A 21514-nucleotide genomic window follows, 5' to 3' on the forward strand; every position below is an offset into this window, starting at 1 on the left:
CTCAAAGCGCGCTTGGCGCCGGGGGCCGCAGCGGTGCATGTTCCGCCTTATGGCGCAACGCAAAACCCTACTGCTGGTCGATGACGACGAGGATCTGCGCGGCGCGCTCGCCGAACAGCTCGCCCTCCACGAGGAGTTCGCGGTCGCCGAGGCTCCCACGGCCGGCGAGGGCGTGCGGATGGCCCGGGAGATCAAGCCGGACTTGGTCCTGCTGGACGTCGACCTGCCCGACATGGACGGCCGCGAGGCCTGCCGGTTGATGCGCAAGAACGGCGTCACCGCCCCGGTGATCATGCTGACGGCGGCGGCCAGCGACAGCGACACCATCCTGGGCCTGGAATCCGGGGCCAACGACTATGTCACCAAGCCCTTCCGCTTCGGGGTGCTGCTGGCCCGCATCCGCGCCCAGCTGCGCAGCTACGAGGCGTCCGAGGACGCCCTGTTCCGCATCGGCCCCTACGAGTTCAGGCCGTCGGCCAAGCTGCTGATCGACGAGAAGCAGAAGAAGGTCCGGCTGACCGAGAAGGAAACCAACATCCTCAAATACCTCTACCGCGCCGGCTCCAAGCCGGTGTCGCGCGAGGAGCTGCTGACCGAGGTCTGGGGCTACAACGCCGGGGTGACGACCCACACGCTCGAGACCCACGTCTATCGCCTGCGCCAGAAGATCGAGCCCGATCCGGCGATGGCCCGGATCCTGATCACCGAGATGGGCGGATATCGGCTGCAGCCTTAAGTATTTGGCGCGTCGTTCTCCCATTCGGCGCGTTCCGGCAGCCAGCAATCGTCGCCGGTGAGATTGGAGCGCATCCACTTGTCGAAGATGTTGAACGAAATCTCGGATGGCGAGAATCTCGAAGCGCCTTTAGCGCTAGCCTCTCTTTCGAGACCCCAGAGCGCTTGATGGAACGACCACATCGCGATCTGTCGCCAGTCATCGTCGACGGAGTATGAATCCTCGTTCGCCTGATAAATTCGGTTCAGGGTGTTCCGTGCGTCAAAAGTGAAAATCGTCTGCGGCCAGAGCGCCTTGGTGCTTTCGAATAAAGCTGTCTTGTCGATAGCCATGAAGTCTAGCTTTTCATCGGGCAGTTAAAGAAAAGGCCCCGATCGCAGCACGATCGAGGCCTTTTTGTTTCAGCCTTCTGGGTGTGATCAGGCGTTGCCGACCGTCGCGCCGTCGGCCTGGGCCTTGCGGGCCGCGTAGACGCCGGCGAAGTCGATCGGGTCGATCAGGAAGGGCGGGAAGCCGCCTTCGGTGGTGACGTCGGCGATCAGGCGACGGGCGAACGGGAACAGGAAGCGCGGGCACTCGATCAGCAGCACCGGCTCCAGGTCGGCTTCCGGCACGCCGCCGATGTGGAACAGGCCGCCGTACATGACCTCGACGTGGAACACCGGCTGGTCGTCGCGGGTGGCGCGGGCCGACAGCTTCAGGTCCACCTCGAACAGGCCGTCGGGACGGCCGCGGGCGTTCATCTCGACACCCATGTCGATGGCCGGCGCGGCGCCGCCGGCGCGCAGGGAATCCGGGGCGTGCGGGCTCTCGAACGAGAAGTCGCGGACGAACTGGGCGATGATGCGGATGCCGGTTTCGGCGGCCGCGCCGTCTTCGAGAGCGGCGGGGGGAGCGGCGTTCGTGTCGGTCATGAGCGATAAATCCGTATTCGGCGTCGAAATTGGCCGCTAGGAGAGAGCGGGGCTGCTAACACGGGGGCGGCTGGCGCGCAACGCCAGGCGCCTGACGCGCGAGCCCTTCTCGCCTATGGATGGGGCCTCGCCTATATAGGCAGGATGTCTCGCCTTGGCGCCTGCCCTGGCTGAACGAGCGGAAACTATCGTGTTTGAATGGATTATCCTCGCGGTTCTGGCCGCGGTCATCCTCTACCAGCTCTACGCCACCCTGGGCCGCCGGGTCGGGCGTCAGCCCGAAGACGCGCCCGCCGCCGTGCCGGCCAACGCGCCGGCGCTCGACGTGAAAGCGCCCGAACTGGCCGTGGACGCCCTGAGCGGCCTGGCCGCCCTGCGCGCTCGCCAGGCCGATTTCGACGTCGGCCACTTCCTGGCCGGCGCCCGCCAGGCCTACGAGATGATCGTCAAGGCCTTCGCGGCGGGAGAGCGCGACACCCTCAAGCCGCTGCTGGCGCCTGACGTCATGGCCAATTTCGAGACGGCCATCGCCGCCCGCGAGGCCGAGGGCCGCACCGAGAAGGCCGAATTCATGGTTCCCCCGCGCACCGACCTGGATTCCATCACCGTCGAAGGCGATGTGGCCAAGGCGGTGGTCCGCATCCTGGCCGAGGTCCGCACCCGTTCGACCAGCGCCGCGGGCGAGGCGGTCGACGATCGCCGCACCGCCGACCTGTGGACCTTCGAGCGCGACCTGAAGAGCCGGAACCCGAACTGGACCCTGGTCCGCGTCGACGTCGCGGAGGCGTGATGCCGCGCCTGGGATTTGTCGCCGCGTTCGCCGTCCTGGCGTTGGCGGCTTGTACGACCACGCCGCTCAGGCCGACAGGGCCCGGACCGGTCACGACCACGCCGGGCGCCTCGACCGCTCTGTCGTTCAACGCATTGGCCGGCTGGTCGCAGGAAGACCATCTCGGCGCGCTGGACGCCTTCCGCCAGGGCTGCGGCGTGGCCAAGGCGCCGGACCTGGCCGCGATCTGCCGCAAGGCCCGCGCCGACCGGGTGACCGACGACGCCGGGGCCCGCCGTTTCCTCGAAGCCAATTTCCGGCCTGAACCCGTCGCCGGCCAGGGCCTGCTGACCGCCTATTTCGCCCCGGAATACGAGGCGCGCATGTCGCGCTCGGCCGAGTTCAGCGCCCCGATGCGCGGCAAGCCGGCCGACCTGGTGACGCTGGACCTCAGCCAGTTCGAACCCGGCCTGGCGGGCAAGAAGGTCACCGGCGAGGTCGAGGGCGGCCAGTTCGTGCCCTATCTCGACCGCGCCGCCATCGAGGCCTCGTCCGTCGATCGGCCGCTGGCCTGGATGCGTCCGGAAGAGCTGTTCTTCCTGCAGATCCAGGGCTCGGGCGTTCTCGTCCTGCCGGACGGCCGCCGGGTGCGCGCCGCCTTCGCCGGGCACAACGGCCGGCCGTTCGTCGGCATCGCCACCGCCATGCGCGATCGCGGCCTGCTGCCCGACAACAACACCTCCGGCGACGCGATCCGCACCTGGCTGGCCGATCACCGCGGTCCCGAGGCCGACGCCATCATGCAATTGAACCCACGCTACGTGTTCTTCCAGACCCTGCCGGACGACGGCAAGCAGGCGGTGGGCGCCGCGGGGATTCCGCTGCCGGCCGGCCGGGCCATCGCCGTCGACCCCAGCAAGCACGCGATGGGCGAACTCTATTGGCTGGACGCCAGCGCGCCGAAGCTGGCCGGGGCTTTCCCGGCCTATCGCCGCCTGGCGGTGGCCCTGGACGTCGGTGGCGCGATCAAGGGCGACGCCCGGGCCGACCTCTACACCGGCACGGGCCCGGCGGCGGGGGCCGAGGCGGGGCGCGTGCGCCACGACCTGCGGCTCTACCGGCTCGTCCCGCAACCCCAGTCCTGAGACCATGAAACGCCCCCCGCGCCAGGACGAGATGCGTCTGTGGGGCATGGTCACCGCCACGGTGCGGGCCAAGCCGACCCAGAAGGCGGTGGGCTGGACCCCCAAGGCGCCGAAAAGCCTGGAGTCGCCGACCACGCTGCAGCCGATGGCTCCGCTGCTGATCGACCCCAAGAGCCTCAAGCCGGCGGGCAAGGCGCGCGCGCCCGGCCCGCTGGAAGGCATCGAGCCCAACCGCAAGCGCAAGATCGCCCGCGAGCATACGCCGCTGGAGGCCCGTCTCGACCTGCACGGTCTGGACCAGGACCGCGCCAGGCCGGTGCTGGAGGCCTTCCTGCGCCGCGCCTGGGAGGACGGCCACCGCGCGGCCCTGGTGATCACCGGCAAGGGCAAGGTGGGGATGGGCGTGCTGCGCTCGCGCACCCCCGAATGGCTGGCCGGGCCGGCCCTGCGCGACATCGTGGCGGGCGTGTCGCCGGCCGATAAGCGCCACGGCGGCGACGGGGCGTTCTACGTGGCGCTCAAGCGGCGGCCGCCGAAGGTCTGAAGCCGCCCCTTCATCGCCCACTCCTCGCCACGATCCCCGCGCCAAGCTTGGCCAGCTTCAGGAGCGGCGCAATGGATATCGAGATCGGGGCCGAGGCCAAGGACAAGAGGTTCAACCGGCGGGTGGCGATCACCGTGGTGGCCCTGTCGATCTTCATGGGCCTGTGCGGGGTGAAGGACGGCAACATCGTCCAGGCCATGCAGCAGGCGCAGTCGAGCGGCGTCGACGCCTGGGACCAATACCAGGCTGCCAGGACCAAGCTGCACATCGACGAGACGGCGCGGGCCCAGACCCGATTCCTGGCCTTGTCGGGCGATGGACGGGCGGCGGCGCCCGAGGCGGCCGAGATCACCCGTCTCGACGCCGAGATCGCCAAGTACCAGGCCGAGGCCCCCGCGCTGAAATCCCGCGCCCAGGGCTTTCAGGCCCAGTACGACGCGCTCAACGTCCACGACGACCAGTTCGACGCCGCCGACGCCCTGAACTCCATCGCGGTGTCGATCGCCGCCGTGGCGGCGCTAGTGGAGATTCCCGCGGCGCTCTGGGCCTCCTGGGCGTTCGGCGCCCTGGGGGTCGTCATGGGCGTGGCGGGCTTCCTGGGCTGGAGCCTGCACTCGGCGTTTCTGAGCCGGTTGCTGGGTTAGGGATGAGGTCCGGGAACAGGCGCATGCGCCTGTCCCCAACTCAGGAACCGTCCCGCGACGCCTTCTCGGCCAGTCCCGAGGTCCCCTCGCGGGCCGCCAGCTTGTCGGCCACCGCATCGAGCGACACGTCCGAGGCCGCCAGCAGCACCAGCCAGTGGTACAGCAGGTCGGCGCTTTCCGAGGCCAGGGCGTCGGGGCTCTGGGCGACGGCGGCGATCACCGTCTCGATGGCTTCCTCGCCCAGCTTCTTGGCGGCCAGGGCCGGGTCGGCCAGCAGCTTGGCGGTGTAGGAGGTGGCGGGGTCGCCGCCCTTGCGGGCCTCGATCGTCGCCGCCAGGCGCTCCAGGGTATCGAACAGCTTGCTCACGCCTCCCCCTTCAGGTCGTCCAGGCGCACGGGAATGCCGGCGTCAGCCATGGCCCGCTTGGCCTCGCCGATGCTGATCTCGCCGAAGTGGAAGATCGAGGCGGCCAGCACCGCGGCGGCGTGGCCGTCGCGGGCGGCTTCGACCAGGTGCTCGGTCTTGCCGGCCCCGCCCGAGGCGATCACCGGCACGGTCACCGCGCCGGTCACGGCCTTCAGCAGCGGGATGTCGTAGCCGATCTTGGCCCCGTCGCGGTCCATCGAGGTCAGCAGGATCTCGCCGGCCCCCCGCGCCACGCTCTGGGCGGCGTATTCGACCACGTCCAGGCCGGTGTCCTTGCGGCCGCCATAGGTCCAGACGTTCCAGCCCGAGCCGTCGGCGCGGGCCTTGGCGTCGATGGCCACCACCACGCACTGGGCCCCGAAGGCGTCGGCGCCGGCGGCCACCAGGGCGGGGTTTTCCACGGCGGCGGTGTTGATCGACACCTTGTCGGCCCCGGCCAGCAGCAGGCGGCGCATGTCGGCCACCTCGCGCACCCCGCCGCCGACCGACACCGGCATGAAACAGACCTCGGCGGTGCGGGCGATGACGTCGAGCAGCAGTCCCCGGCCCTCGCTGGAGGCGGTGATGTCGAGGAACATCAGCTCGTCGGCCCCGGCCGCGTCATAGGCGCGGGCCTGCTCCACCGGATCGCCGGCGTCGCGCAGGGCCACGAAGTTGACGCCCTTGACCACCCGGCCGTCCTTGACGTCGAGACAGGGAATGATCCGGGTCTTCAGCATCAGGCGGCCGCTATGGTCAGGGCTTCGGCCGGCTTGATCGTGCCGGCATAGAGCGAGCGACCCAGGATGGCGCCGGCGATCTCGACGCCCACGCGGGCCTTCAGCCGCTCGATGTCGGCCACCGAGGCCACGCCGCCCGAGGCGATGACCGGGATCGACACGGCGTCGGCCAGCTCGCCCACGCCCTCGACATTGACGCCGGTCAGGGCGCCGTCGCGGCTGATGTCGGTGACGATCAGGGCCGCGACCCCGACGTCCTCGAAACGTTTGCCCAGGGTGATGGCGTCCAGGTCCGACAGGCCGGTCCAGCCGTCGATCGCCACCTTGCCGTCGCGCACGTCGACGGCCACGGCGATCTGCTCGGGCCAGAGGCGCGCGGCCTTGCGGACCAGGTCAGGGTCGTGGACGGCGACGGTGCCGAGGATCACGCGGGACACGCCCGCCTCGATCCAGGCCTCGACGGCCTCCAGGGTGCGGATGCCGCCGCCCAGCTGCACGGGGATCGAGATCGACTCCAGGATCGACTGCACGGCGGCGATGTTGACCGACTTGCCCTCGATGGCGCCGTTCAGGTCGACCACATGCAGCCACGAGAAGCCGTCCTTGACGAAGCGCTGGGCCTGGTCGGCGGGGGAGGTGTTGAAGACCGTGGCCTTCTCCATGTCGCCGTGCAGCAGACGCACGCACTGGCCGTCCTTCAGGTCGATGGCGGGATAGAGGATCATGGGCGCCATTCCAGGAAGTTGGCGAGCAGGGCGAGCCCCGCGGCTTGGGATTTTTCGGGGTGGAACTGTACGCCGGCCACGTTGCCCTTGGCCACAGCGGCCGTGAAGGCGCCGCCGTGGTCGGTGGTCGCCAGCAGATCGGCCGGATCGGCCGCCGTCAGGGCGAAGGAGTTGGCGAAATACATGTGGGCGCCGCTTTCGACGCCCTTGAACAACGGATGCGCGCGCACCTGCTCGACGGCGTTCCAGCCCATGTGCGGGATGGTCAGGGCCGGATCGGCGGGCGCGAGCTTCTTCACCTCGCCGGCGATCCAGTCGAGGCCGGGGGTGACGCCGAATTCGAGGCCGCGGGTGGCCAGCAGCTGGTGGCCGACGCAGATGCCCAGGAACGGAGCCCCTTTGCCGTGAACGGCTTCGTTCATGGCCTCGTAGACGCCCGAGGCGTCCAGGCCCGCGCGGCACGAGGCGAAGGCCCCGACGCCGGGCAGCACCACGCGGTCGGCGGCGGCCACGCGCTCGGGATCGGCGGTGACAACGATGTCAGCGTCGAGTGCGTGACGGCGGGCCGCCTCGCGCAGGGCCTTTTCGGCCGAGCGCAGGTTGCCCGACCCGTAATCGATCAGGGCGACGGTCTGCATGAAATCAGGTTCCTACAGCACGCCCTTGGTGGAGGGGGCATGGCCGCCGGTCTTGGGGTCGATCTCGACCGCTTGACGCAGCGCCCGGGCCAGGGCCTTGAAGCCGCTCTCGGCGACGTGGTGGGTGTTGTCGCCGTAGAGGGTTTCCAGGTGGACGCACGCCCCGACGTTCATGGCGAACGCGTGGTGGAACTCCTTGAAGAGCTCGGTGTCCATCTCGCCGACCTTGGGCCGCTTGAAGTCGACCTTCCAGATCAGATAGGGCCGGTTGGAGAGGTCGATGGCGCAGCGCGTCAGGGTCTCGTCCATCGGGATATAGGCGTGGCCAAACCGGCGGATGCCCTTGAACCCGTCCAGCGCCTTGTTGATCGCCTGGCCCAGCACGATGCCGGTGTCCTCGACCGTGTGGTGCATGTCGATGTGCAGGTCGCCCTTGGTTTCGACCTTGAGGTCGAAGCCGCCATGGCGCGCGAAGCTCTCCAGCATGTGGTCGTAGAATCCGATGCCGGTGGAGATCGTCGAGGCGCCGGTCCCGTCGAGATCGATCCAGACCCGGATCTGGGTCTCCTTCGTCTCGCGGACCACTTCAGCGGTGCGGGCCATGGTGTCCTTACAGTCCGTTCTGGGCCGCGAGATCCCGCAGGCTGACCTGCGGGCGCGGACCATAGTGCGCGATGACCTCGGCGGCGGCCAGGGAGCCCAACTGTCCGCAGACGGGCAGGGGACGACCCTGGGAGAGGCCGTAGAGGAAACCCGCCGCGTATTGGTCGCCGGCGCCGGTGGTGTCCATGACTTTTTCCACGGGGTAGGCCGAGATTTCGTGCAATGCCCCGTTGGAAGCCACGATCGAGCCGTGTTCGCTGCGGGTCACGGCGGCGATTTCGACCTTGCCGGCCAGGGCCCGGACGGCGGCGTCGAAATCGGTGGTCTGGAACAGGGCGCAGATTTCCGAGGCGTTGGCGAAGACGATGTCGCACTGGGTTTCGATGAAGCCCAGCAGGGCGTCGCGGTGACGCTCGACCACGAAGCTGTCGGACAGGGTGATGGCGATCTTGCGCCCGGCGCCGTGGCTCAGGGCGGCGGCCTTGGCGAAGGCGCGGCGCGCTTCCAGCGGGTCGAACAGATAGCCTTCGAGATAGGCGTACCGGGCGGCCTCGATGACCGCCGGGTCGACGTCGGCGGCGGTCAGCTCGACGCAGGCGCCCAGATAGGTCGACATGGTGCGCTGGGCGTCGGCGGTGACGTTGATCAGGCTCTGGGCCGTCGCCGGGCCTTCCGTCAGGGGCGAGGTGTCGAAGGTGGCGCCGATGGCGCGCATGTCGTGGGTGAACACTCGGCCCAGCTGGTCGTCGGCGACCTTGCCGATGAAGGCGGCCTTGCCGCCGAAGCTGGCGACGCCGGCCACCGTATTGCCGGCCGAACCGCCCGAAGCCTCGATGCCCGAAGCCATCACGTCATAGAGGCTGCTGGCCCGATCGACGTCGATCAGGGCCATCGAGCCCTTCACCAGGCCTTCGCGCTCCAGGAAAGCGTCGTCGCACTGGGCGATGACGTCGACGATGGCGTTACCGATGGCGGCGACGTCGTAGAGAGCGGTCATGAAAGGCTTTTCCGAAAGGGGCGACGCGCGCGAAGTACCGGATCGGGGCGGCCAAGGCAACGCGAGCCTTGCCGGAGCGCCGCGGTCGTTCTACCGCCAACGCCATGACCGACGTTCTCATCCTCACCCCGGCCGCCGACCAGACGCTGTACGCCCACGCTTGGCGGCCGCTGTTCGACCGCCTGGCCGCGCCGTTGCGGGCCCATGGCCTGACGGTCTCGGACCTCGCCTGGGACGCGCCGTTCGACCCCGGTTCGGCCCGGGCGGTGCTGCCGTTGCTGAGCTGGGGCTACCACCTGCGGCCTGCCGCATGGTTCGCGCGGCTCGACGCCCTGGAGGTGGCGGGCGCGCGCCTGGCCAATCCGGTGTCGGTGCTGCGCTGGAACACCACCAAGACCTATCTGGCGCAGCTGGCGGCCAAGGGCGCGCCGGTCGTGCCGACCATCGCCCTGGACCGTCTGACGCTCGAGGACATGGACCGGGCCCGCGACCTTTTCGGCGTCGACGTGCTGGTGGCCAAGCCGCAGATCTCCGGCGGCTCGCAGGACACCGTCAAGCTGCGTCATGCCGACGGCCTGGCGGGCTGCCCGACCGGTCCAGCCCTGATCCAGCCGTTCCTGCCGGCGGTGGGCGAGGAGGGCGAGCTGTCGCTGTTCTATTTCGACGGGCTCTTCAGCCACGCGGTAACCAAGGTGGCGACCGGCGGCGACTTCCGCGTCCAGCCGCAGTTCGGCGGTCAGGTCAGCGGCGTCGCGCCGGAGCCCGAGGCTCTGCATGCGGCCGAAATGGTGCTGAAGGCGGCGGAAACGCCCCTGACCTACGCTCGCGTCGACCTGATCCGCGGGCTGGACGGCACGCCGCAGCTGATGGAGCTGGAGGTCATCGAGCCGGACCTGTTCCTGGGCCACGCGCACGACGCTGGGGCGGCGTTCGCGGCGGCGGTGGTTCGGGCGCTTTAAGTCCTCCCCCTGTGGGGGAGGTGTCGGCGTAGCCGACGGAGGGGGGACTTGGCGGCGGGCAGCCGCAACCGGGCCGACGATCCTGAAACTCCCCCCACCGGTCGCTTCGCGACCGCCTCCCCCACGGGGGGAGGACCTAACCGCCGATAAACAGTTCCCGCGACGGACACAAATCCGAAATCCGGCACACCTCGCACTTCGGCTTCCTCGCCACGCACACATAGCGCCCGTGCAGGATCAGCCAGTGGTGCGCCCGGGTCTTGTAGCGGTCCGGCACGATCCGCATCAGGTCGTCCTCGACCGCGTCGGGGGTCTTGCCGACCGACAGCTTCAGCCGGTGCGCGACCCGGAACACATGGGTGTCGACGGCGATGGCCGGTTCGATGTCCAGCTCGTTGAGCACCACGCTGGCGGTCTTGCGGCCGACGCCGGGCAGGCTTTCCAGCGCCGCGCGGTTCAGCGGGACCTCGCCGCCGTGGCGGTCCATCAGGATATGGGCCGAGGCGATGACGTTCTTGGCCTTGGTGCGGAAGAGGCCGATCGAGGCGATGTGGCGGATCAACCCTTCTTCCCCCAGCTCCAGCATCCTGGCCGGGCTGTCGGCGATCTGGAACAGCGGGCCGGTGGCCTTGTTGACCTGGACGTCGGTGGCCTGGGCCGACAGGGCGACGGCGGTCACCAGGGTATAGGGGTTGGAATAGTTCAGCTCGGTCTTGGGGTGGTCCTCCAGGCTCTCGAAGCGCGAGAACAGCACCTCGACCCGTTCGCGCTCGGCGGGCGAGACGCGCTTGGTGACAGGACGTTTCTTGACGAGCGGTTTGGAAGGCTTGGCCATGGGCGGCGACCATGCCGTGATGCGCCCGTTCCGCCAAGCCGGAGCCTCGCCAAGCGGGTGGGTCGGGACTAAATCAGGATCATGGCCGCGCCGCTGTACATGGACGCCGTGATCAAGCCCAACCGGTCGATGAACCGGCGGGGGCTCTATGTGCTGCTGGGCGTGATGGTCGCCTTCAACCTGATGGTGGCGATCTTCCTGCTGGTGGTGGGCGCGCCGCCGGTGCTGCCGTTCCTGGGGCTGGACGTGCTAGCCATGGGCCTGGCCCTGCGGGCCAACTTCCGGGCCTCGGAGCGGTCCGAGCGCGTGCGGGTCACGGCCGAGGCGGTGACCGTCAGCCGCGAGGACGAGAAGGGCGCGCGCCTGGTCTGGACCTCGCCCACCGCCTTCACCCGGGTGGGGATCGACCAGCCGGGCGAGCACGAGACGCGGGTGCGGCTGATGATGTCGCGCAAGCGCCTGACCCTGGGCCGGGCCCTCAGCCCGCCGGAGCGGATGGATTTCGCCCGGGCGCTGGAACGGGCGATCCTGCGGGCCCGGGCCGAGCGGATCTCCTGAAAAGGCGCAAGAACCGGGCGGACGGAACGGCCCGTCCGCACTATCTTTCTCCCATGGCCCTCGATGTTTCCCCCTCGCAAGCCTTCGCCCACCTGACCGAACGGTCGGCGGACTACGATCGCATGGCCAAGGCCCTGGCCTGGCTGGCCGACCGTTGGCAGGAGCGCCCGTCCCTGGACGAGGCCGCCGAGGCCGTCGGCCTGTCGCCGTTCCACTTCCAGCGGGTGTTCAGCCGCTGGGCCGGGGTCAGCCCCAAGACCTTCATCGCCGCCATCGCCCACGCCGAGGCGCGGCGCTCGCTGGAGGAAGGGGCCAGCGTGCTCGACGCGGCCTATGACGCCGGCCTGTCGGGCCCCTCGCGCCTGCACGACCTGTTCATCGCCCAGGAGGCTGTCACCCCCGGTGAGGTGCGACGGCGGGGCGAGGGCATCAACCTCGCCTGGGGCTGGGCTCCGACCCCCTACGGCAAGGGCCTGTTCGTCATGGCCCCGCGCGGCCTGGCGGGCCTGGCCTTCTCCGACGGCGACGACGACGCGACCTTCGACGACATGCACCAGCGTTTTCCCGCCGCCGACTGGCGTCGCGATGACGCCGCCGCCGCCCGCACGGCGATCCACGCCTTCGCCGGCGGCGACCAGCCTCTGCCGGTGGTTCTGATCGGCTCGCCGTTCAACGTCCAGGTCTGGAAGGCCCTGCTGCGCATCCCGCCGGGCCGGACCAGCACCTATGGCGAGATCGCGGGCTGGGCCGGCAAGCCGCGCGCCTACCAGGCCACCGGCGGGGCGATCGGGGCCAACCCGATCTCGCTGCTGATCCCCTGCCACCGGGCCATCGCCAAGGACGGCCGGCTGACCGGCTACCACTGGGGGCTGGGCCGCAAGGCGGCGATGCTGGGGATGGAGGCGGTGGGGGCGCACCACGGCTGACGCCCGCGAGACCCTCTCCCAGAGGGAGAGGGAGGGGCCCGACTGCGAAGCAGTTGGGAGGGTGTTAGGGACTGTCGACGGCGTGCCGGCACGCCGGTTAGCGGCGTAACCCCTCATCCTCCCACGCTTCGCGCGGGCCCCTCCTTCTCCCTCTGGGAGAAGGTGCTCTATCTACAGAATAAACCGGCTCAAATCCGCGTTGGCCGCCAGGGCCCCGATGCGCATCTGCACATAGGCCGCGTCCACCGTCACCGTCTCGCCGGAGCGGTCGGCCGCGCTGAAGCTGATCTCCTCGACCACCTTTTCCAGGATGGTCTGCAGTCGGCGGGCCCCGATGTTCTCGACCGAGGCGTTGACCGCCACCGCCGCGTCGGCCACGGCGTCGATCGCATCCTCGGTGAACACCAGGGTGACGCCCTCGGTCAGCAACAGGGCCTGGTGCTGGCGGATCAGGTTGGCCTCCGGCTCGGTGAGGATGCGGCGCAGGTCGTCGCGGGTCAGGCCCTTCAGCTCGACGCGGATCGGCAGGCGGCCCTGCAGCTCGGGCAGCAGGTCGCTGGGCTTGGCCACGTGGAAGGCGCCCGAGGCGATGAACAGGATGTGGTCGGTCTTCACCGGCCCGTACTTGGTCGAGACGGTGGTGCCCTCGATCAGCGGCAGCAGGTCGCGCTGCACGCCCTCTCTCGAGACGTCAGCGCCCCCGCGCTGACTGGAAGACGCGACCTTGTCGATTTCGTCGAGGAAGACGATGCCGTGGTTCTCGGCCAGCTCCAGGGCTTCCTGGGTCAGGGCCTCCTGGTCGAGCAGCTTGTCGCTCTCCTCGGCGATCAGCGGGGCCCAGGCGCCGGTGACGGTGGTTTTGTGGGTCTTGCTGCGGCCGCCGCCCAGCGACTTCATCATCTCCGACAGGTTCAGCACCGAGGCGCCCGGCTGGCCGGGGATCTCGAACATTCCGCCGCCGCCGGTGTCGGCCAGCTGCAGCTCCACTTCCTTGTCGTCCAACTCGCCGGCCCGTAGCTTCTTGCGGAAGCTGTCGCGGGCGGCGGTGGCGCCGGGGCCGGTCAGGGCGTCGAGGATGCGCTCCTCGGCCGCCGCCTCGGCCTTGGCCTTGACCCCGGCCCGGCGTTTGTCGCGGACCATGCCCAGGGCGCTCTCGACCAGGTCGCGGACGATCTGGTCGACGTCGCGGCCGACATAGCCGACCTCGGTGAACTTGGTGGCTTCCACCTTGAGGAACGGAGCCTGGGCCAGCTTGGCCAGGCGACGGGCGATCTCGGTCTTGCCGACGCCGGTGGGGCCAATCAGCAGAATGTTCTTGGGCGTGACCTCGTCGCGCAAGTCGGCCGGCACGCGGCGGCGACGCCAGCGGTTGCGCAGGGCGACGGCGACGGCCTTCTTCGCGTCGGTATGGCCGACGATGTAGCGGTCGAGCTCGGAGACGATTTCGCGGGGGGAGAATTCGGTCATGATCTGTGGATCCGCCCTCGTCCTTCGACAAGCTCAGGATGAGGGCTACTGTAAAGGCGGAAGGCTCTGGAAGTCTCCGAAATCCTCACCCTGAGCCTGTCGAAGGGCGGGGATTTCGAGCACCGTCGCTACAGGCTTTCCACCGTCAGATTGCCGTTGGTGTAGACGCAGATCTCGGCGGCGATGGCCATCGAACGTCTGGCGATATCGTCGGCCGTCAGGTCCTGGTCGATCAGCGCCATGGCGGCGGCCAGAGCGTAGTTGCCGCCCGAGCCGATGGCCGCGATCGAGCCGCCGCCGGCGCTTTCGCCCGGTTCCAGCACGTCGCCGACCCCGGTCACGGTGTAGATCGACTCCGCGTCGGCCACCAGCAGCATGGCCTCCAGCCGCCGCAGGTAGCGGTCGGTGCGCCAGTCCTTGGCCAGGTCGACGCAGGCCCGGGCCAGCTGGTCGGGATACTGCTCCAGCTTGGCCTCCAGCCGCTCGATCAGGGTGAAGGCGTCGGCCGTGGCGCCGGCGAAACCGGCGATCACCTTGCCGCCGGCCAGGCGACGCACCTTGCGGGCGTTGCCCTTGACGACGGTCTGGCCCATGGAGACCTGTCCGTCGCCGGCGATCACGGTCTGTCCGTTCTTGCGCACCGCCAGAATGGTCGTGCCGTGCCAGTCTGGAAAACGGGCGGCGGGGAAGGAATTGCTGCTTTGCATGGCTTCGCATGTGGCGAGGCTTGGCGTGGAGATCAAGCGCGATGAGTTTTTCACCGGCCGAGGTCGAACGCTACGCCCGCCATCTGGTGCTGCGCGAGATCGGCGGCCCGGGCCAGCAGAAGCTGAAGGCGGCCCGGGTCCTGGTGGTCGGGGCAGGGGGCCTTGGCGCGCCGGCCGCCCTCTACCTGGCCGCCGCCGGGGTCGGGACCCTGGGCCTGGTCGACGCCGACACGGTGTCGCTGTCCAACCTGCAGCGCCAGGTGCTGTTCGACGAAGCCGACGTCGGCCGGCCCAAGGTCGAGGCGGCGGCCGAACACCTGACCGCCCTCAATCCGCATGTGACCGTCGAGACCCATCCGCTGTGGCTGGACCAGGCCAACGCCCGCGCGGTCATATCGCGGTATGACCTGGTGCTGGACGGCACGGACGACTTCGCCACCCGCTTCGCCGTCAGCGACGCCTGCCTGGCCGAGAGCAAGGTCCTGGTCAGCGGGGCCCTGGGCCGCTGGACCGGCCAGGTCGCGGTGTTCCACGGCCAACCCTGCTACCGCTGCCTGGTGCCGGAAATCCCGCCCGACGCCGAGACCTGCGCCCTGGTCGGCGTGGTCGGGGCCCTGGCCGGGGTGATCGGCTCGATGATGGCCCTGGAGGCGGTGAAGGTGATCACCGGCGCCGGCGACCCCCTGTCGGGCCGCCTGCTGATCTACGACGCCCTGGCCGCCGAGACCCGCACGGTGCGGATCGGGGCGGACCCGGCTTGTCCGAGCTGCGGCGGTTGACGCCCTACAGCATCGACGGGATCACCCTATCCGGCGGCCTATGCCCGTCCATGAAGGTCTTCACGTTGACGATGACCTTTTCGCCCATGTCGATGCGGCCCTCGACCGTGGCCGAGCCCATGTGGGGCAGCAGCACGACATTGGGCAGCTTCAGCAGCTTGGGATTGATGGCCGGCTCGTGCTCGTAGACGTCGAGCCCAGCCCCGGCGATCTCGCCGCGCGCCAGCATGTTGGCCAGGGCGCCCTCGTCGATCACCTCGCCGCGGGCGGTGTTGACGATGATACTCTGCGGCCGCAGCAGCTTCAGCCGGCGGGCCGACAGCAGGTGGTAGGTGGCCGGGGTGTGCGGGCAGTTGACCGAGATGAAGTCCATCCGGGCCAGCATCTGGTCCAGGCTCTCCCAGTAGGTGGCCCCGACCTCCTCGGCGATGCGCGGGCTGACGGGCTTGCGGTTGTGGTAGTGCACCTGCATGCCGAAGGCCTTGGCGCGGCGGGCCACGGCCTGGCCGATGCGGCCCATGCCGATGATGCCCAGGCGCTTGCCCCACAGGCGGCGGCCCAGCATCCAGGTCGGCGACCAGCCGTGGAAGCCGCCGGCCTTGACCACCTCGGCGCCTTCGACCACCCGGCGCGAGGTGGCCATGATCAGGGTCATGGTCAGGTCGGCGGTGTCCTCGGTCAGCACGCCGGGGGTGTTGGTGACGATGATGCCCCGGGCGTTGGCGGTGGCGACGTCGATATTGTCGACCCCGGCCCCGAAATTGGCGATCAGCTTGAGCCGGTCGCCGGATCGCGACAGAAGACGGGAATCGATCCGGTCGGTGATGGTGGGCACCAGGACGTCGCACTGACCCATGGCCTCGGCCAGTTCATCGGCCGTCAAGGGTTTGTCGGTGACGTTGAGTTGCGTGTCGAACAGCTCGCACATCCGCGTCTCCACGGCGTCCGGGAGTTTGCGGGTGACGATGACTTTGAGCTTGCGAGCTGACATGAGCGGTTCGAAAAGCCTTCCCCAATTGGGCGTTCCCAGGCGGGTGTTTGGAATCTGTAGCAAAGGGGCCGGATGCGGCCAAGCAACATGCCGACGAATCGCCAACATCGTTCGCTCGGCCGTCTGGCCCTGATCGCCTTGACGCTCCTGGGGGCGTCGGCCGTCACGGTTGGGATAGCACAGGCCCAGGCTCCCAGGGTCACGCCATCGGGCATGGACGTGCCGCGCTATGTCTCGCTGAAGTATGGCCAGGTGAACGCTCGGGTCGGGCCGGACGAGGAGCACCGGCTGCTGTGGATCTACCAGGCCAAGGGCCTGCCGGTGCAGGTGGTGGCCGAAACCCGGGAGTGGCGGCGGATCTGCGACCCGGAGGGCGGCGTGGCCTGGGTCCACAAGCGCACCACCGACGGTCGCCGCACCGCCATGCGGGTTCAGGCCACGCCCTTGCCGCTGCGCGCCCAGCCCAAGGCCGGCGCGCGGGTCACCGCCTACCTGGCCGGCCGGGCGACCGCCAATCTCGACAAGTGCGAGAAAGGCTGGTGCCGCCTGAAGGTCGGCGGCGAGTCCGGATGGGCCCCGGAAAGCGAGATCTGGGGGGCCTCGCCCCAGGTCCAGTGCAAGGAATAGGCGCTCATCGAGGCCCTCGCGGAGCGCCCGGCGATCACGGGCGTTACCGAAAGTAAGATTGAGGCGCGGCCCGCCGTCGTGCTAGGGCGGGATCATGCAACAAAGTTCCTACACCTTCGACGAGCTGTTGGCCTGCGGCCGGGGCGAGATGTTCGGCCCGGGCAACGCCCAGCTGCCCGTGCCGCCGATGCTGATGTTCGACCGCATCGTCCGCATCGAGTCGGACGGCGGCAAGTACGGCAAGGGCTATGTCGAGGCCGAGTTCGACGTCAATCCCGACCTCTGGTTCTTCGGCTGCCACTTCATCGGCGACCCGGTCATGCCCGGCTGCCTGGGCCTGGACGCCATGTGGCAGCTGGTCGGCTTCTTCCTGGGCTGGTCCGCGGCCCCCGGCCGCGGCCGGGCCCTGGGCGTCGGCGAGGTGAAGTTCACCGGCCAGGTCACGCCGGTGGTCAAGAAAGTCACCTACAAGATCGATCTGAAGCGGGTGATCATCCGCAAGCTGGTCATGGGCATCGCCGACGGCGTGATGGAGGCCGACGGCCTGCCGATCTACGAAGCCAAGGATCTCAAGGTCGGTCTGTTCACCGCGGAACAAATGGCGTCGTGATCCGACTGTAGGGTGGCCGTGTCAGAGCCGGCCCCTTTTGGATCATGGGGAGAAAGAGGAATTTTCATGCGTCGCGTCGTCGTCACCGGATTGGGGATCGTCTCGTCCATCGGCAACAACGCCAATGAGGTGCTCGCCTCACTGCGTGAAGCCAAGTCCGGCGTGGTCACCGCGCCGGAATACGCGGAACTGGGTTTCCGCTGCCAGGTCTATGCTGCGCCGAACATCGAGTGGGAGCCGCTGGTCGACCGTCGCGCCGCGCGTTTCCTGTCGCCGGGCCTGGCTTACGCCCACATCGCCATGGAACAGGCGATCACCGACTCCGGTCTCGGCGAGACCGAGGTTTCGAACGAACGCACCGGCTTGATCGTCGGTTCGGGTGGTCCCTCGACCAGCATCATCGTCCAGGCCGCGGCCACCACCAAGGAAAAAGGCCCCAAGCGCATCGGGCCGTTCGCGGTGCCCAAGGCGATGTGCTCGGGCCCGTCGGCGGTGCTGTCGACCTGGTTCAAGATCCGCGGGATCAACTATTCGATCAGCTCGGCCTGCGCGACCAGCGCCCACTGCATCGGCGCGGGCGCCGAGCAGATCCAGATGGGCAAGCAGGATATCGTGTTCGCCGGCGGCTGCGAGGAGCTGGACTGGACCCTGTCCAACCTGTTCGACGCCATGGGCGCGATGAGCAGCAACTTCAACGACCGCCCGGCCGTGGCCAGCCGCGCCTACGACAAGGACCGCGACGGCTTCGTGATCGCCGGCGGGGCCGGGATCGTGGTGCTCGAGGAGTACGAGCACGCCAAGGCGCGCGGCGCCAGGATCTATGGCGAGGTGGTCGGCTACGCGGCCAATTCCGACGGTTTCGACATGGTCGCGCCGTCGGGCGAGGGCGCGGCGCGCTGCATGAAGATCGCCATGGCGGAAGCCGGCGGCCGGACCATCGACTATCTGAACCCGCACGGCACCTCGACGCCGGTCGGCGACAGCAAGGAGATGGGCGCGGTCCGCGAGGTGTTCGGCGACAAGGCCCCGCTGATCTCCTCGACCAAGTCGCTGACCGGCCACAGCCTGGGCGCGGCCGGGGCGCAGGAGGCGATCTACTCGATCCTGATGCTCGACAACGGCTTCGCCGCCAAGAGCGCCAACATCGAGACCCTCGACCCCGAGTTCGCCGACCTGCCGATCCTGCTCGAGCGCTCGGACAAGCCGCTGACCACCGTGATGTCCAACAGCTTCGGGTTCGGCGGCACCAACGGCACGCTGATCATCAGCAAGGCGGACTAGGCTTTGACGGGCGCGCCGCTGGGGCTGGACCTGGTTCGGCGCGCCGGCCGGTCGCTGTGGTCGCCGCGAACCTCCGACCCGGCGGCCCGGGCGACGATCCGCGCCCTGGGCGCGGGTTTCGACGCCGGACGCCGCGACGCCGCCTCCTTGCTCGAGAAAGCCTGGGCCGAACTGGCCTTCATGGCCGCCCAATCGGGCAATCTCGAACGGCTGCGGGGTCTGACCTCGGACGGCGCCTGGCCCTACGCCGTGATCGGCGACAGTCACGGCCGCCTGCTGGTTCGACGGTCCCGCGACGCCCGCGACCGGTGGCTGGCCCCGCTCTGGTGGCTGGAGAGCGGCGCTTCGGCGCGCGGCCTGGGCCAGGCCGAGGCCCGCTCCGGGGCCGGCGGCCGCGTGCGGGCGGCGGTCCGGCAGGCCCTGGGGCTTTCCGGGGCGCCGATCCTGCTCAAGTTCGGCCAGGTCGACGTCGAGTTCGTCCAGGTGTTCAAGCGCCTGGAGGCGGATCGGCCGGCCTTCGACCCGGCCGTCTTCCGGGCTTTCGCCGACGAAACCATCGGACGCTACGTGGCCTTCCTGGTCGATGCGGTGGTTTCCGCCGATCGCGGCCGCGTACACGTCTGCTCGCTGTTTCCGCCCGCGCTCTCCGACGCGGCCTGGCGAACCGGCTATGTCAACGCCCACCTCGTCGACCTGCACGGACCGGCCGACCGGGAGGGCCTGGCCGGGCGACTGGCCAGGCTGGAGATTCCGGATCTTGCCGCCCGGACGGCGCAGCACGCGGCGTTCAACGCCGCTCTGGCCGGGGCGGTTCAGGCCGAGGGCTTCGCCGTTTGCGACGACTTCACGGCGCTGCTCGGGCCGGGCGGGGTCGTCGACCCGCGTTGGCTGGGTCCGCGGGCGGGGTCCGATCACCACCTGGATTTTCACGCGGTTCGCCCTCAGGTGGTTGACCGGCTTTGGCGACTGCCTGAAGGATCGCCCGGCAATTCGAGATCAGCATGACCCTCAAGACACGCTCCGGCGACCTTCCCCAGACCCCGTGGGTCGAGTCCGACGATCTGGAGGCCCGCCTGGCGCGGAGCGGCGCAAGCGAGCGGGCCAAGACCTTCGCCCGTGACCTGGCGCGCGACGGCCTGGCGATCCTCGACCTGGGCGACGACATGCCCGCCCTGTGCGACGAGATCGCCGCCGAGACCGCTGGCCATTTCGCCCGCCCCGGCGTCACCCGCGTCCACGACGCCTGGCGGCGGTCGCCGGCGATCCGCGCCCTGGCCACCCATCCCGTCCTGCTCGAATGCCTGGCCCTGGCCTATGGCCGCGCGCCGTTCCCGTTCCAGAGCCTGAACTTCATGCGCGGCAGCCAGCAGGACACCCATGCCGACGCCCTGCATTTCCACGCCGAGCCGGCACTGTTCATGTGCGGCGTCTGGCTGGCCCTGGAGGACGTCAAGCCCGGGGCGGGGCCGCTGCGCTACTATCCGGGCAGCCACCGCCTGCCGGTCCTGACCATGCAGGATGCTGGCGCGGTGATGGGCGCGGCCCCGAGCAGGGTCACGTCCGCCAACTACAACGACACCTACGGCCCCGCCATGCAGGCGCGTCTGGCGCAAGGCGGGTTCGAGGCGCGACACGCCTTGCTCAAGAAGGGCCAGATCGCGGTCTGGGCGGCCAACCTCGCCCACGGCGGCTCGCCGATCCTCGACCCCGGATCCACCCGGCAGTCGCTGGTCGTGCACTACTATTTCGAGGACTGCCTCTACTACACGCCGATGCTGTCGACGCCGGAGCGGGCCTATGTGCGGCTGCCGGCCAATATCGCCACCGGCGGCTGGGTGTGGCCGCGGCGCGCGGGACGGCGGGTTCCGGTGTCGCTCAAGCAGCTGGCGGCGACCATCGCCTACGCCGCCCTGCGCCGGACGCCCCGCTTCTGAGCGCCCCTTGATCGGCTCCAAGGAGGGCCGTCGAACGGGCGCGCCGGGCTTGGGGAGAGGGTGGCGAACGCCGAAACCGGCTTCCACTTTGCGCCGTCAGCCTCTAGCTAGCGGGCAAGGATTCCAGGAGAGCCAACCGATGGCCGACGAATACGCATTCCCCAAGGGCGAGCTGATGCGGGGCAAGAAGGGCCTCGTGATGGGCGTGGCCAACCACAATTCCATCGCCTGGGGCATTGCTTCGCAGCTGGCCGCCCAGGGCGCCGAGATGATCTTCACCTACCAGGGCGAAGCGCTGGAGCGCCGCGTGCGGCCGCTGGCCGAGAGCATCGGCGTCACCACCCTGATCCCGGCCGACGTCACCGACGACGCCTCGATGGACGCGGCCTTCGCCGCCATCGAGGAGAAGTTCGGCGCGCTCGACTTCGTCGTCCATTCGGTGGCCTTCGCCAACAAGGACGAGCTGAAGGGTTCGTTCGTCGACAACACCACCCGCGAGGGCTTCCTGCTGGCCATGAACATCTCGGCCTTCAGCTTCGTCGACGTGGCCAAGCGGGCGGCGAAGATCATGCCGAATGGCGGCTCGCTGATCACCATGACCTATCTGGGGTCGGAGCGGACCATCCCGAACTACAACACCATGGGCGTGGCCAAGGCCGCCCTGGAAGCGGCGACCCGCTACATCGCCCGCGACCTGGGCCCCAAGGGCATCCGCTGCAACGCCATCTCGGCCGGCGCCATGCGCACCCTGGCCCTGGCCGGCATCGCCGGCGGCCGCGGGATGATCGCCCAGGGCCGGGCGTTCAGCGCCATGAAGGAAGACACCTCGATGGAAGGCGTCGCCGGCGCGGCGCTGTGGCTGGTCTCCGACCTGGGCCGCTCGACGACGGGCGAGGTCGTCCACGTCGACGCGGGCTTCCACATGATGGGCATGCCGGACGAGGTCGAGGCGTAGCGACGACCAACGCGCGTCATCCCC

Annotated in this window: 27 protein-coding genes; 15 read left to right on the forward strand and 12 right to left on the reverse strand. The window is 69.4% G+C overall.

Annotated features, from left to right (window positions below):
* Positions 1 to 49: 49 nt before the first annotated feature.
* Entirely contained in the window at positions 50 to 736 is a 687-nt protein-coding gene (locus ASD79_RS08575) for a response regulator transcription factor (RefSeq protein ID WP_056720654.1), read from the forward strand.
* Here ASD79_RS08575 and ASD79_RS08580 read toward each other — a convergent pair.
* Together ASD79_RS08580 and secB are read right to left on the reverse strand one after the other, a co-directional pair.
* Positions 733 to 1068 (reverse strand): hypothetical protein, encoded by a 336-nt coding sequence (locus tag ASD79_RS08580; RefSeq protein WP_056720620.1) that lies wholly within the window; start codon positions 1066 to 1068, stop codon positions 733 to 735. The genes ASD79_RS08575 and ASD79_RS08580 overlap by 4 nt on opposite strands.
* A gap of 87 nt (positions 1069 to 1155) precedes the next feature.
* A complete protein-coding gene (gene secB / locus ASD79_RS08585) occupies positions 1156 to 1650 on the reverse strand; it encodes a protein-export chaperone SecB (RefSeq protein WP_007667490.1) in 495 nt (164 codons plus the stop codon).
* Between the two features lie 190 nt (positions 1651 to 1840).
* Between secB and timA the strand changes: the two genes are divergently transcribed.
* The 4 genes from timA (at position 1841) to ASD79_RS08605 (ending at position 4752) form a co-directional block, all read left to right on the forward strand.
* Positions 1841 to 2440 carry a TIM44-related membrane protein TimA gene (gene timA / locus ASD79_RS08590; protein WP_056720621.1) on the forward strand — a complete coding sequence of 200 codons (600 nt, stop codon included), beginning with the start codon at positions 1841 to 1843 and terminating at the stop codon, positions 2438 to 2440.
* Positions 2440 to 3564 (forward strand): murein transglycosylase A, encoded by a 1125-nt coding sequence (locus ASD79_RS08595; protein ID WP_056720622.1) that lies wholly within the window; start codon positions 2440 to 2442, stop codon positions 3562 to 3564. The genes timA and ASD79_RS08595 overlap by 1 nt, the downstream gene beginning before the upstream one ends.
* Positions 3565 to 3568: 4 nt before the next feature.
* On the forward strand, positions 3569 to 4108 hold the full coding sequence (locus ASD79_RS08600; RefSeq protein WP_056720623.1) for a Smr/MutS family protein: 540 nt from the start codon (positions 3569 to 3571) through the stop codon (positions 4106 to 4108).
* Positions 4109 to 4179: 71 nt separating this feature from the next.
* Entirely contained in the window at positions 4180 to 4752 is a 573-nt protein-coding gene (locus ASD79_RS08605) for a DUF4337 domain-containing protein (RefSeq protein WP_056720624.1), read from the forward strand.
* 40 nt (positions 4753 to 4792) lie between these two features.
* Here the strand turns inward: ASD79_RS08605 and ASD79_RS08610 are convergent, their stop codons facing one another.
* From ASD79_RS08610 to ASD79_RS08635, 6 genes are read right to left on the reverse strand one after another with little or no spacing between them, the layout of a single operon-like run.
* Positions 4793 to 5119 (reverse strand): phosphoribosyl-ATP diphosphatase, encoded by a 327-nt coding sequence (locus ASD79_RS08610; RefSeq protein WP_056720625.1) that lies wholly within the window; start codon positions 5117 to 5119, stop codon positions 4793 to 4795.
* Complete coding sequence (gene hisF, locus ASD79_RS08615) at positions 5116 to 5898, reverse strand: imidazole glycerol phosphate synthase subunit HisF (protein ID WP_082584855.1); 783 nt, start codon at positions 5896 to 5898, stop codon at positions 5116 to 5118. The genes ASD79_RS08610 and hisF overlap by 4 nt, the downstream gene beginning before the upstream one ends.
* Entirely contained in the window at positions 5898 to 6632 is a 735-nt protein-coding gene (gene hisA, locus ASD79_RS08620) for a 1-(5-phosphoribosyl)-5-[(5-phosphoribosylamino)methylideneamino]imidazole-4-carboxamide isomerase (protein ID WP_162252348.1), read from the reverse strand. Before hisA ends, hisF begins: the two co-directional genes overlap by 1 nt.
* Positions 6620 to 7261, reverse strand: a complete 642-nt coding sequence (hisH, locus tag ASD79_RS08625; protein WP_056720628.1) for an imidazole glycerol phosphate synthase subunit HisH — start codon at positions 7259 to 7261, stop codon at positions 6620 to 6622. Before hisH ends, hisA begins: the two co-directional genes overlap by 13 nt.
* A 12-nt stretch (positions 7262 to 7273) precedes the next feature.
* The gene (gene hisB / locus ASD79_RS08630) at positions 7274 to 7864 is read right to left on the reverse strand and encodes an imidazoleglycerol-phosphate dehydratase HisB (protein ID WP_007667504.1); all 591 of its coding nucleotides are present in this window, start codon (positions 7862 to 7864) and stop codon (positions 7274 to 7276) included.
* Between the two features lie 7 nt (positions 7865 to 7871).
* Complete coding sequence (locus tag ASD79_RS08635; protein WP_056720629.1) at positions 7872 to 8861, reverse strand: adenosine kinase; 990 nt, start codon at positions 8859 to 8861, stop codon at positions 7872 to 7874.
* 104 nt (positions 8862 to 8965) lie between these two features.
* Here ASD79_RS08635 and ASD79_RS08640 point away from each other — a divergent pair, with 104 nt between their 5' ends.
* Positions 8966 to 9820 carry a RimK family alpha-L-glutamate ligase gene (locus ASD79_RS08640; protein ID WP_056720630.1) on the forward strand — a complete coding sequence of 285 codons (855 nt, stop codon included), beginning with the start codon at positions 8966 to 8968 and terminating at the stop codon, positions 9818 to 9820.
* Positions 9821 to 9956: 136 nt separating this feature from the next.
* Here ASD79_RS08640 and nth read toward each other — a convergent pair whose 3' ends face one another.
* Positions 9957 to 10655 carry an endonuclease III gene (nth, locus tag ASD79_RS08645; protein WP_056720631.1) on the reverse strand — a complete coding sequence of 233 codons (699 nt, stop codon included), beginning with the start codon at positions 10653 to 10655 and terminating at the stop codon, positions 9957 to 9959.
* An 81-nt stretch (positions 10656 to 10736) separates the two neighbouring features.
* Here nth and ASD79_RS08650 point away from each other — a divergent pair, with 81 nt between their 5' ends.
* Positions 10737 to 11213, forward strand: a complete 477-nt coding sequence (locus tag ASD79_RS08650; protein ID WP_056720632.1) for a DUF2244 domain-containing protein — start codon at positions 10737 to 10739, stop codon at positions 11211 to 11213.
* Between the two features lie 53 nt (positions 11214 to 11266).
* Positions 11267 to 12139: a methylated-DNA--[protein]-cysteine S-methyltransferase gene (locus tag ASD79_RS08655; RefSeq protein WP_056720633.1), complete on the forward strand. Its 873-nt coding sequence runs from the start codon at positions 11267 to 11269 to the stop codon at positions 12137 to 12139.
* 171 nt (positions 12140 to 12310) lie between these two features.
* Here the strand turns inward: ASD79_RS08655 and hslU are convergent, their stop codons facing one another.
* Together hslU and hslV are read right to left on the reverse strand one after the other, a co-directional pair.
* Positions 12311 to 13606, reverse strand: coding sequence for an ATP-dependent protease ATPase subunit HslU (gene hslU / locus ASD79_RS08660; RefSeq protein WP_056720634.1), 1296 nt, complete (start codon positions 13604 to 13606; stop codon positions 12311 to 12313).
* A gap of 128 nt (positions 13607 to 13734) precedes the next feature.
* Positions 13735 to 14349, reverse strand: a complete 615-nt coding sequence (hslV, locus tag ASD79_RS08665) for an ATP-dependent protease subunit HslV (protein WP_162252349.1) — start codon at positions 14347 to 14349, stop codon at positions 13735 to 13737.
* A 5-nt stretch (positions 14350 to 14354) separates the two neighbouring features.
* On the opposite strand from hslV, the gene ASD79_RS08670 reads away from it, so the two are divergent.
* Positions 14355 to 15092: a molybdopterin-synthase adenylyltransferase MoeB gene (locus tag ASD79_RS08670; RefSeq protein WP_056720636.1), complete on the forward strand. Its 738-nt coding sequence runs from the start codon at positions 14355 to 14357 to the stop codon at positions 15090 to 15092.
* Between the two features lie 4 nt (positions 15093 to 15096).
* Here ASD79_RS08670 and ASD79_RS08675 read toward each other — a convergent pair whose 3' ends face one another.
* A complete protein-coding gene (locus tag ASD79_RS08675) occupies positions 15097 to 16083 on the reverse strand; it encodes a D-glycerate dehydrogenase (protein WP_007667523.1) in 987 nt (328 codons plus the stop codon).
* 87 nt (positions 16084 to 16170) lie between these two features.
* Here ASD79_RS08675 and ASD79_RS08680 point away from each other — a divergent pair, with 87 nt between their 5' ends.
* From ASD79_RS08680 to ASD79_RS08705, 6 genes are all read left to right on the forward strand, one after another.
* Positions 16171 to 16710 carry an SH3 domain-containing protein gene (locus ASD79_RS08680; protein ID WP_056720656.1) on the forward strand — a complete coding sequence of 180 codons (540 nt, stop codon included), beginning with the start codon at positions 16171 to 16173 and terminating at the stop codon, positions 16708 to 16710.
* A gap of 94 nt (positions 16711 to 16804) precedes the next feature.
* Positions 16805 to 17320, forward strand: coding sequence for a 3-hydroxyacyl-[acyl-carrier-protein] dehydratase FabA (gene fabA, locus ASD79_RS08685; protein ID WP_056720637.1), 516 nt, complete (start codon positions 16805 to 16807; stop codon positions 17318 to 17320).
* Between the two features lie 66 nt (positions 17321 to 17386).
* On the forward strand, positions 17387 to 18601 hold the full coding sequence (gene fabB / locus ASD79_RS08690) for a beta-ketoacyl-ACP synthase I (RefSeq protein WP_056720638.1): 1215 nt from the start codon (positions 17387 to 17389) through the stop codon (positions 18599 to 18601).
* 3 nt (positions 18602 to 18604) lie between these two features.
* Entirely contained in the window at positions 18605 to 19606 is a 1002-nt protein-coding gene (locus tag ASD79_RS08695; protein WP_056720639.1) for a hypothetical protein, read from the forward strand.
* Complete coding sequence (locus ASD79_RS08700) at positions 19603 to 20535, forward strand: phytanoyl-CoA dioxygenase family protein (protein WP_056720640.1); 933 nt, start codon at positions 19603 to 19605, stop codon at positions 20533 to 20535. Before ASD79_RS08695 ends, ASD79_RS08700 begins: the two co-directional genes overlap by 4 nt.
* A 139-nt stretch (positions 20536 to 20674) precedes the next feature.
* A complete protein-coding gene (locus ASD79_RS08705; protein WP_056720641.1) occupies positions 20675 to 21490 on the forward strand; it encodes an enoyl-ACP reductase in 816 nt (271 codons plus the stop codon).
* Positions 21491 to 21514 lie beyond the last annotated feature (24 nt).

Origin of the sequence: Caulobacter sp. Root655 (assembly GCF_001427665.1) — a bacterium.
Classification (GTDB): Bacteria; Pseudomonadota; Alphaproteobacteria; order Caulobacterales; family Caulobacteraceae; genus Caulobacter.

Coding starts and splice junctions, on each gene's coding strand:
- ASD79_RS08575 (WP_056720654.1), top strand. CDS start 50: ATGGCGCAACGCAAAACCCTACTGCTGGTCGATGACGACGAGGATCTG.
- ASD79_RS08580 (WP_056720620.1), bottom strand. CDS start 1,068: ATGGCTATCGACAAGACAGCTTTATTCGAAAGCACCAAGGCGCTCTGG.
- secB (WP_007667490.1), bottom strand. CDS start 1,650: ATGACCGACACGAACGCCGCTCCCCCCGCCGCTCTCGAAGACGGCGCG.
- ASD79_RS08595 (WP_056720622.1), top strand. CDS start 2,440: ATGCCGCGCCTGGGATTTGTCGCCGCGTTCGCCGTCCTGGCGTTGGCG.
- ASD79_RS08600 (WP_056720623.1), top strand. CDS start 3,569: ATGAAACGCCCCCCGCGCCAGGACGAGATGCGTCTGTGGGGCATGGTC.
- ASD79_RS08605 (WP_056720624.1), top strand. CDS start 4,180: ATGGATATCGAGATCGGGGCCGAGGCCAAGGACAAGAGGTTCAACCGG.
- hisF (WP_082584855.1), bottom strand. CDS start 5,898: ATGCTGAAGACCCGGATCATTCCCTGTCTCGACGTCAAGGACGGCCGG.
- hisA (WP_162252348.1), bottom strand. CDS start 6,632: ATGGCGCCCATGATCCTCTATCCCGCCATCGACCTGAAGGACGGCCAG.
- hisH (WP_056720628.1), bottom strand. CDS start 7,261: ATGCAGACCGTCGCCCTGATCGATTACGGGTCGGGCAACCTGCGCTCG.
- hisB (WP_007667504.1), bottom strand. CDS start 7,864: ATGGCCCGCACCGCTGAAGTGGTCCGCGAGACGAAGGAGACCCAGATC.
- ASD79_RS08635 (WP_056720629.1), bottom strand. CDS start 8,861: ATGACCGCTCTCTACGACGTCGCCGCCATCGGTAACGCCATCGTCGAC.
- ASD79_RS08640 (WP_056720630.1), top strand. CDS start 8,966: ATGACCGACGTTCTCATCCTCACCCCGGCCGCCGACCAGACGCTGTAC.
- nth (WP_056720631.1), bottom strand. CDS start 10,655: ATGGCCAAGCCTTCCAAACCGCTCGTCAAGAAACGTCCTGTCACCAAG.
- ASD79_RS08650 (WP_056720632.1), top strand. CDS start 10,737: ATGGCCGCGCCGCTGTACATGGACGCCGTGATCAAGCCCAACCGGTCG.
- ASD79_RS08655 (WP_056720633.1), top strand. CDS start 11,267: ATGGCCCTCGATGTTTCCCCCTCGCAAGCCTTCGCCCACCTGACCGAA.
- hslU (WP_056720634.1), bottom strand. CDS start 13,606: ATGACCGAATTCTCCCCCCGCGAAATCGTCTCCGAGCTCGACCGCTAC.
- ASD79_RS08670 (WP_056720636.1), top strand. CDS start 14,355: ATGAGTTTTTCACCGGCCGAGGTCGAACGCTACGCCCGCCATCTGGTG.
- ASD79_RS08675 (WP_007667523.1), bottom strand. CDS start 16,083: ATGTCAGCTCGCAAGCTCAAAGTCATCGTCACCCGCAAACTCCCGGAC.
- ASD79_RS08680 (WP_056720656.1), top strand. CDS start 16,171: ATGCCGACGAATCGCCAACATCGTTCGCTCGGCCGTCTGGCCCTGATC.
- fabA (WP_056720637.1), top strand. CDS start 16,805: ATGCAACAAAGTTCCTACACCTTCGACGAGCTGTTGGCCTGCGGCCGG.
- fabB (WP_056720638.1), top strand. CDS start 17,387: ATGCGTCGCGTCGTCGTCACCGGATTGGGGATCGTCTCGTCCATCGGC.
- ASD79_RS08700 (WP_056720640.1), top strand. CDS start 19,603: ATGACCCTCAAGACACGCTCCGGCGACCTTCCCCAGACCCCGTGGGTC.
- ASD79_RS08705 (WP_056720641.1), top strand. CDS start 20,675: ATGGCCGACGAATACGCATTCCCCAAGGGCGAGCTGATGCGGGGCAAG.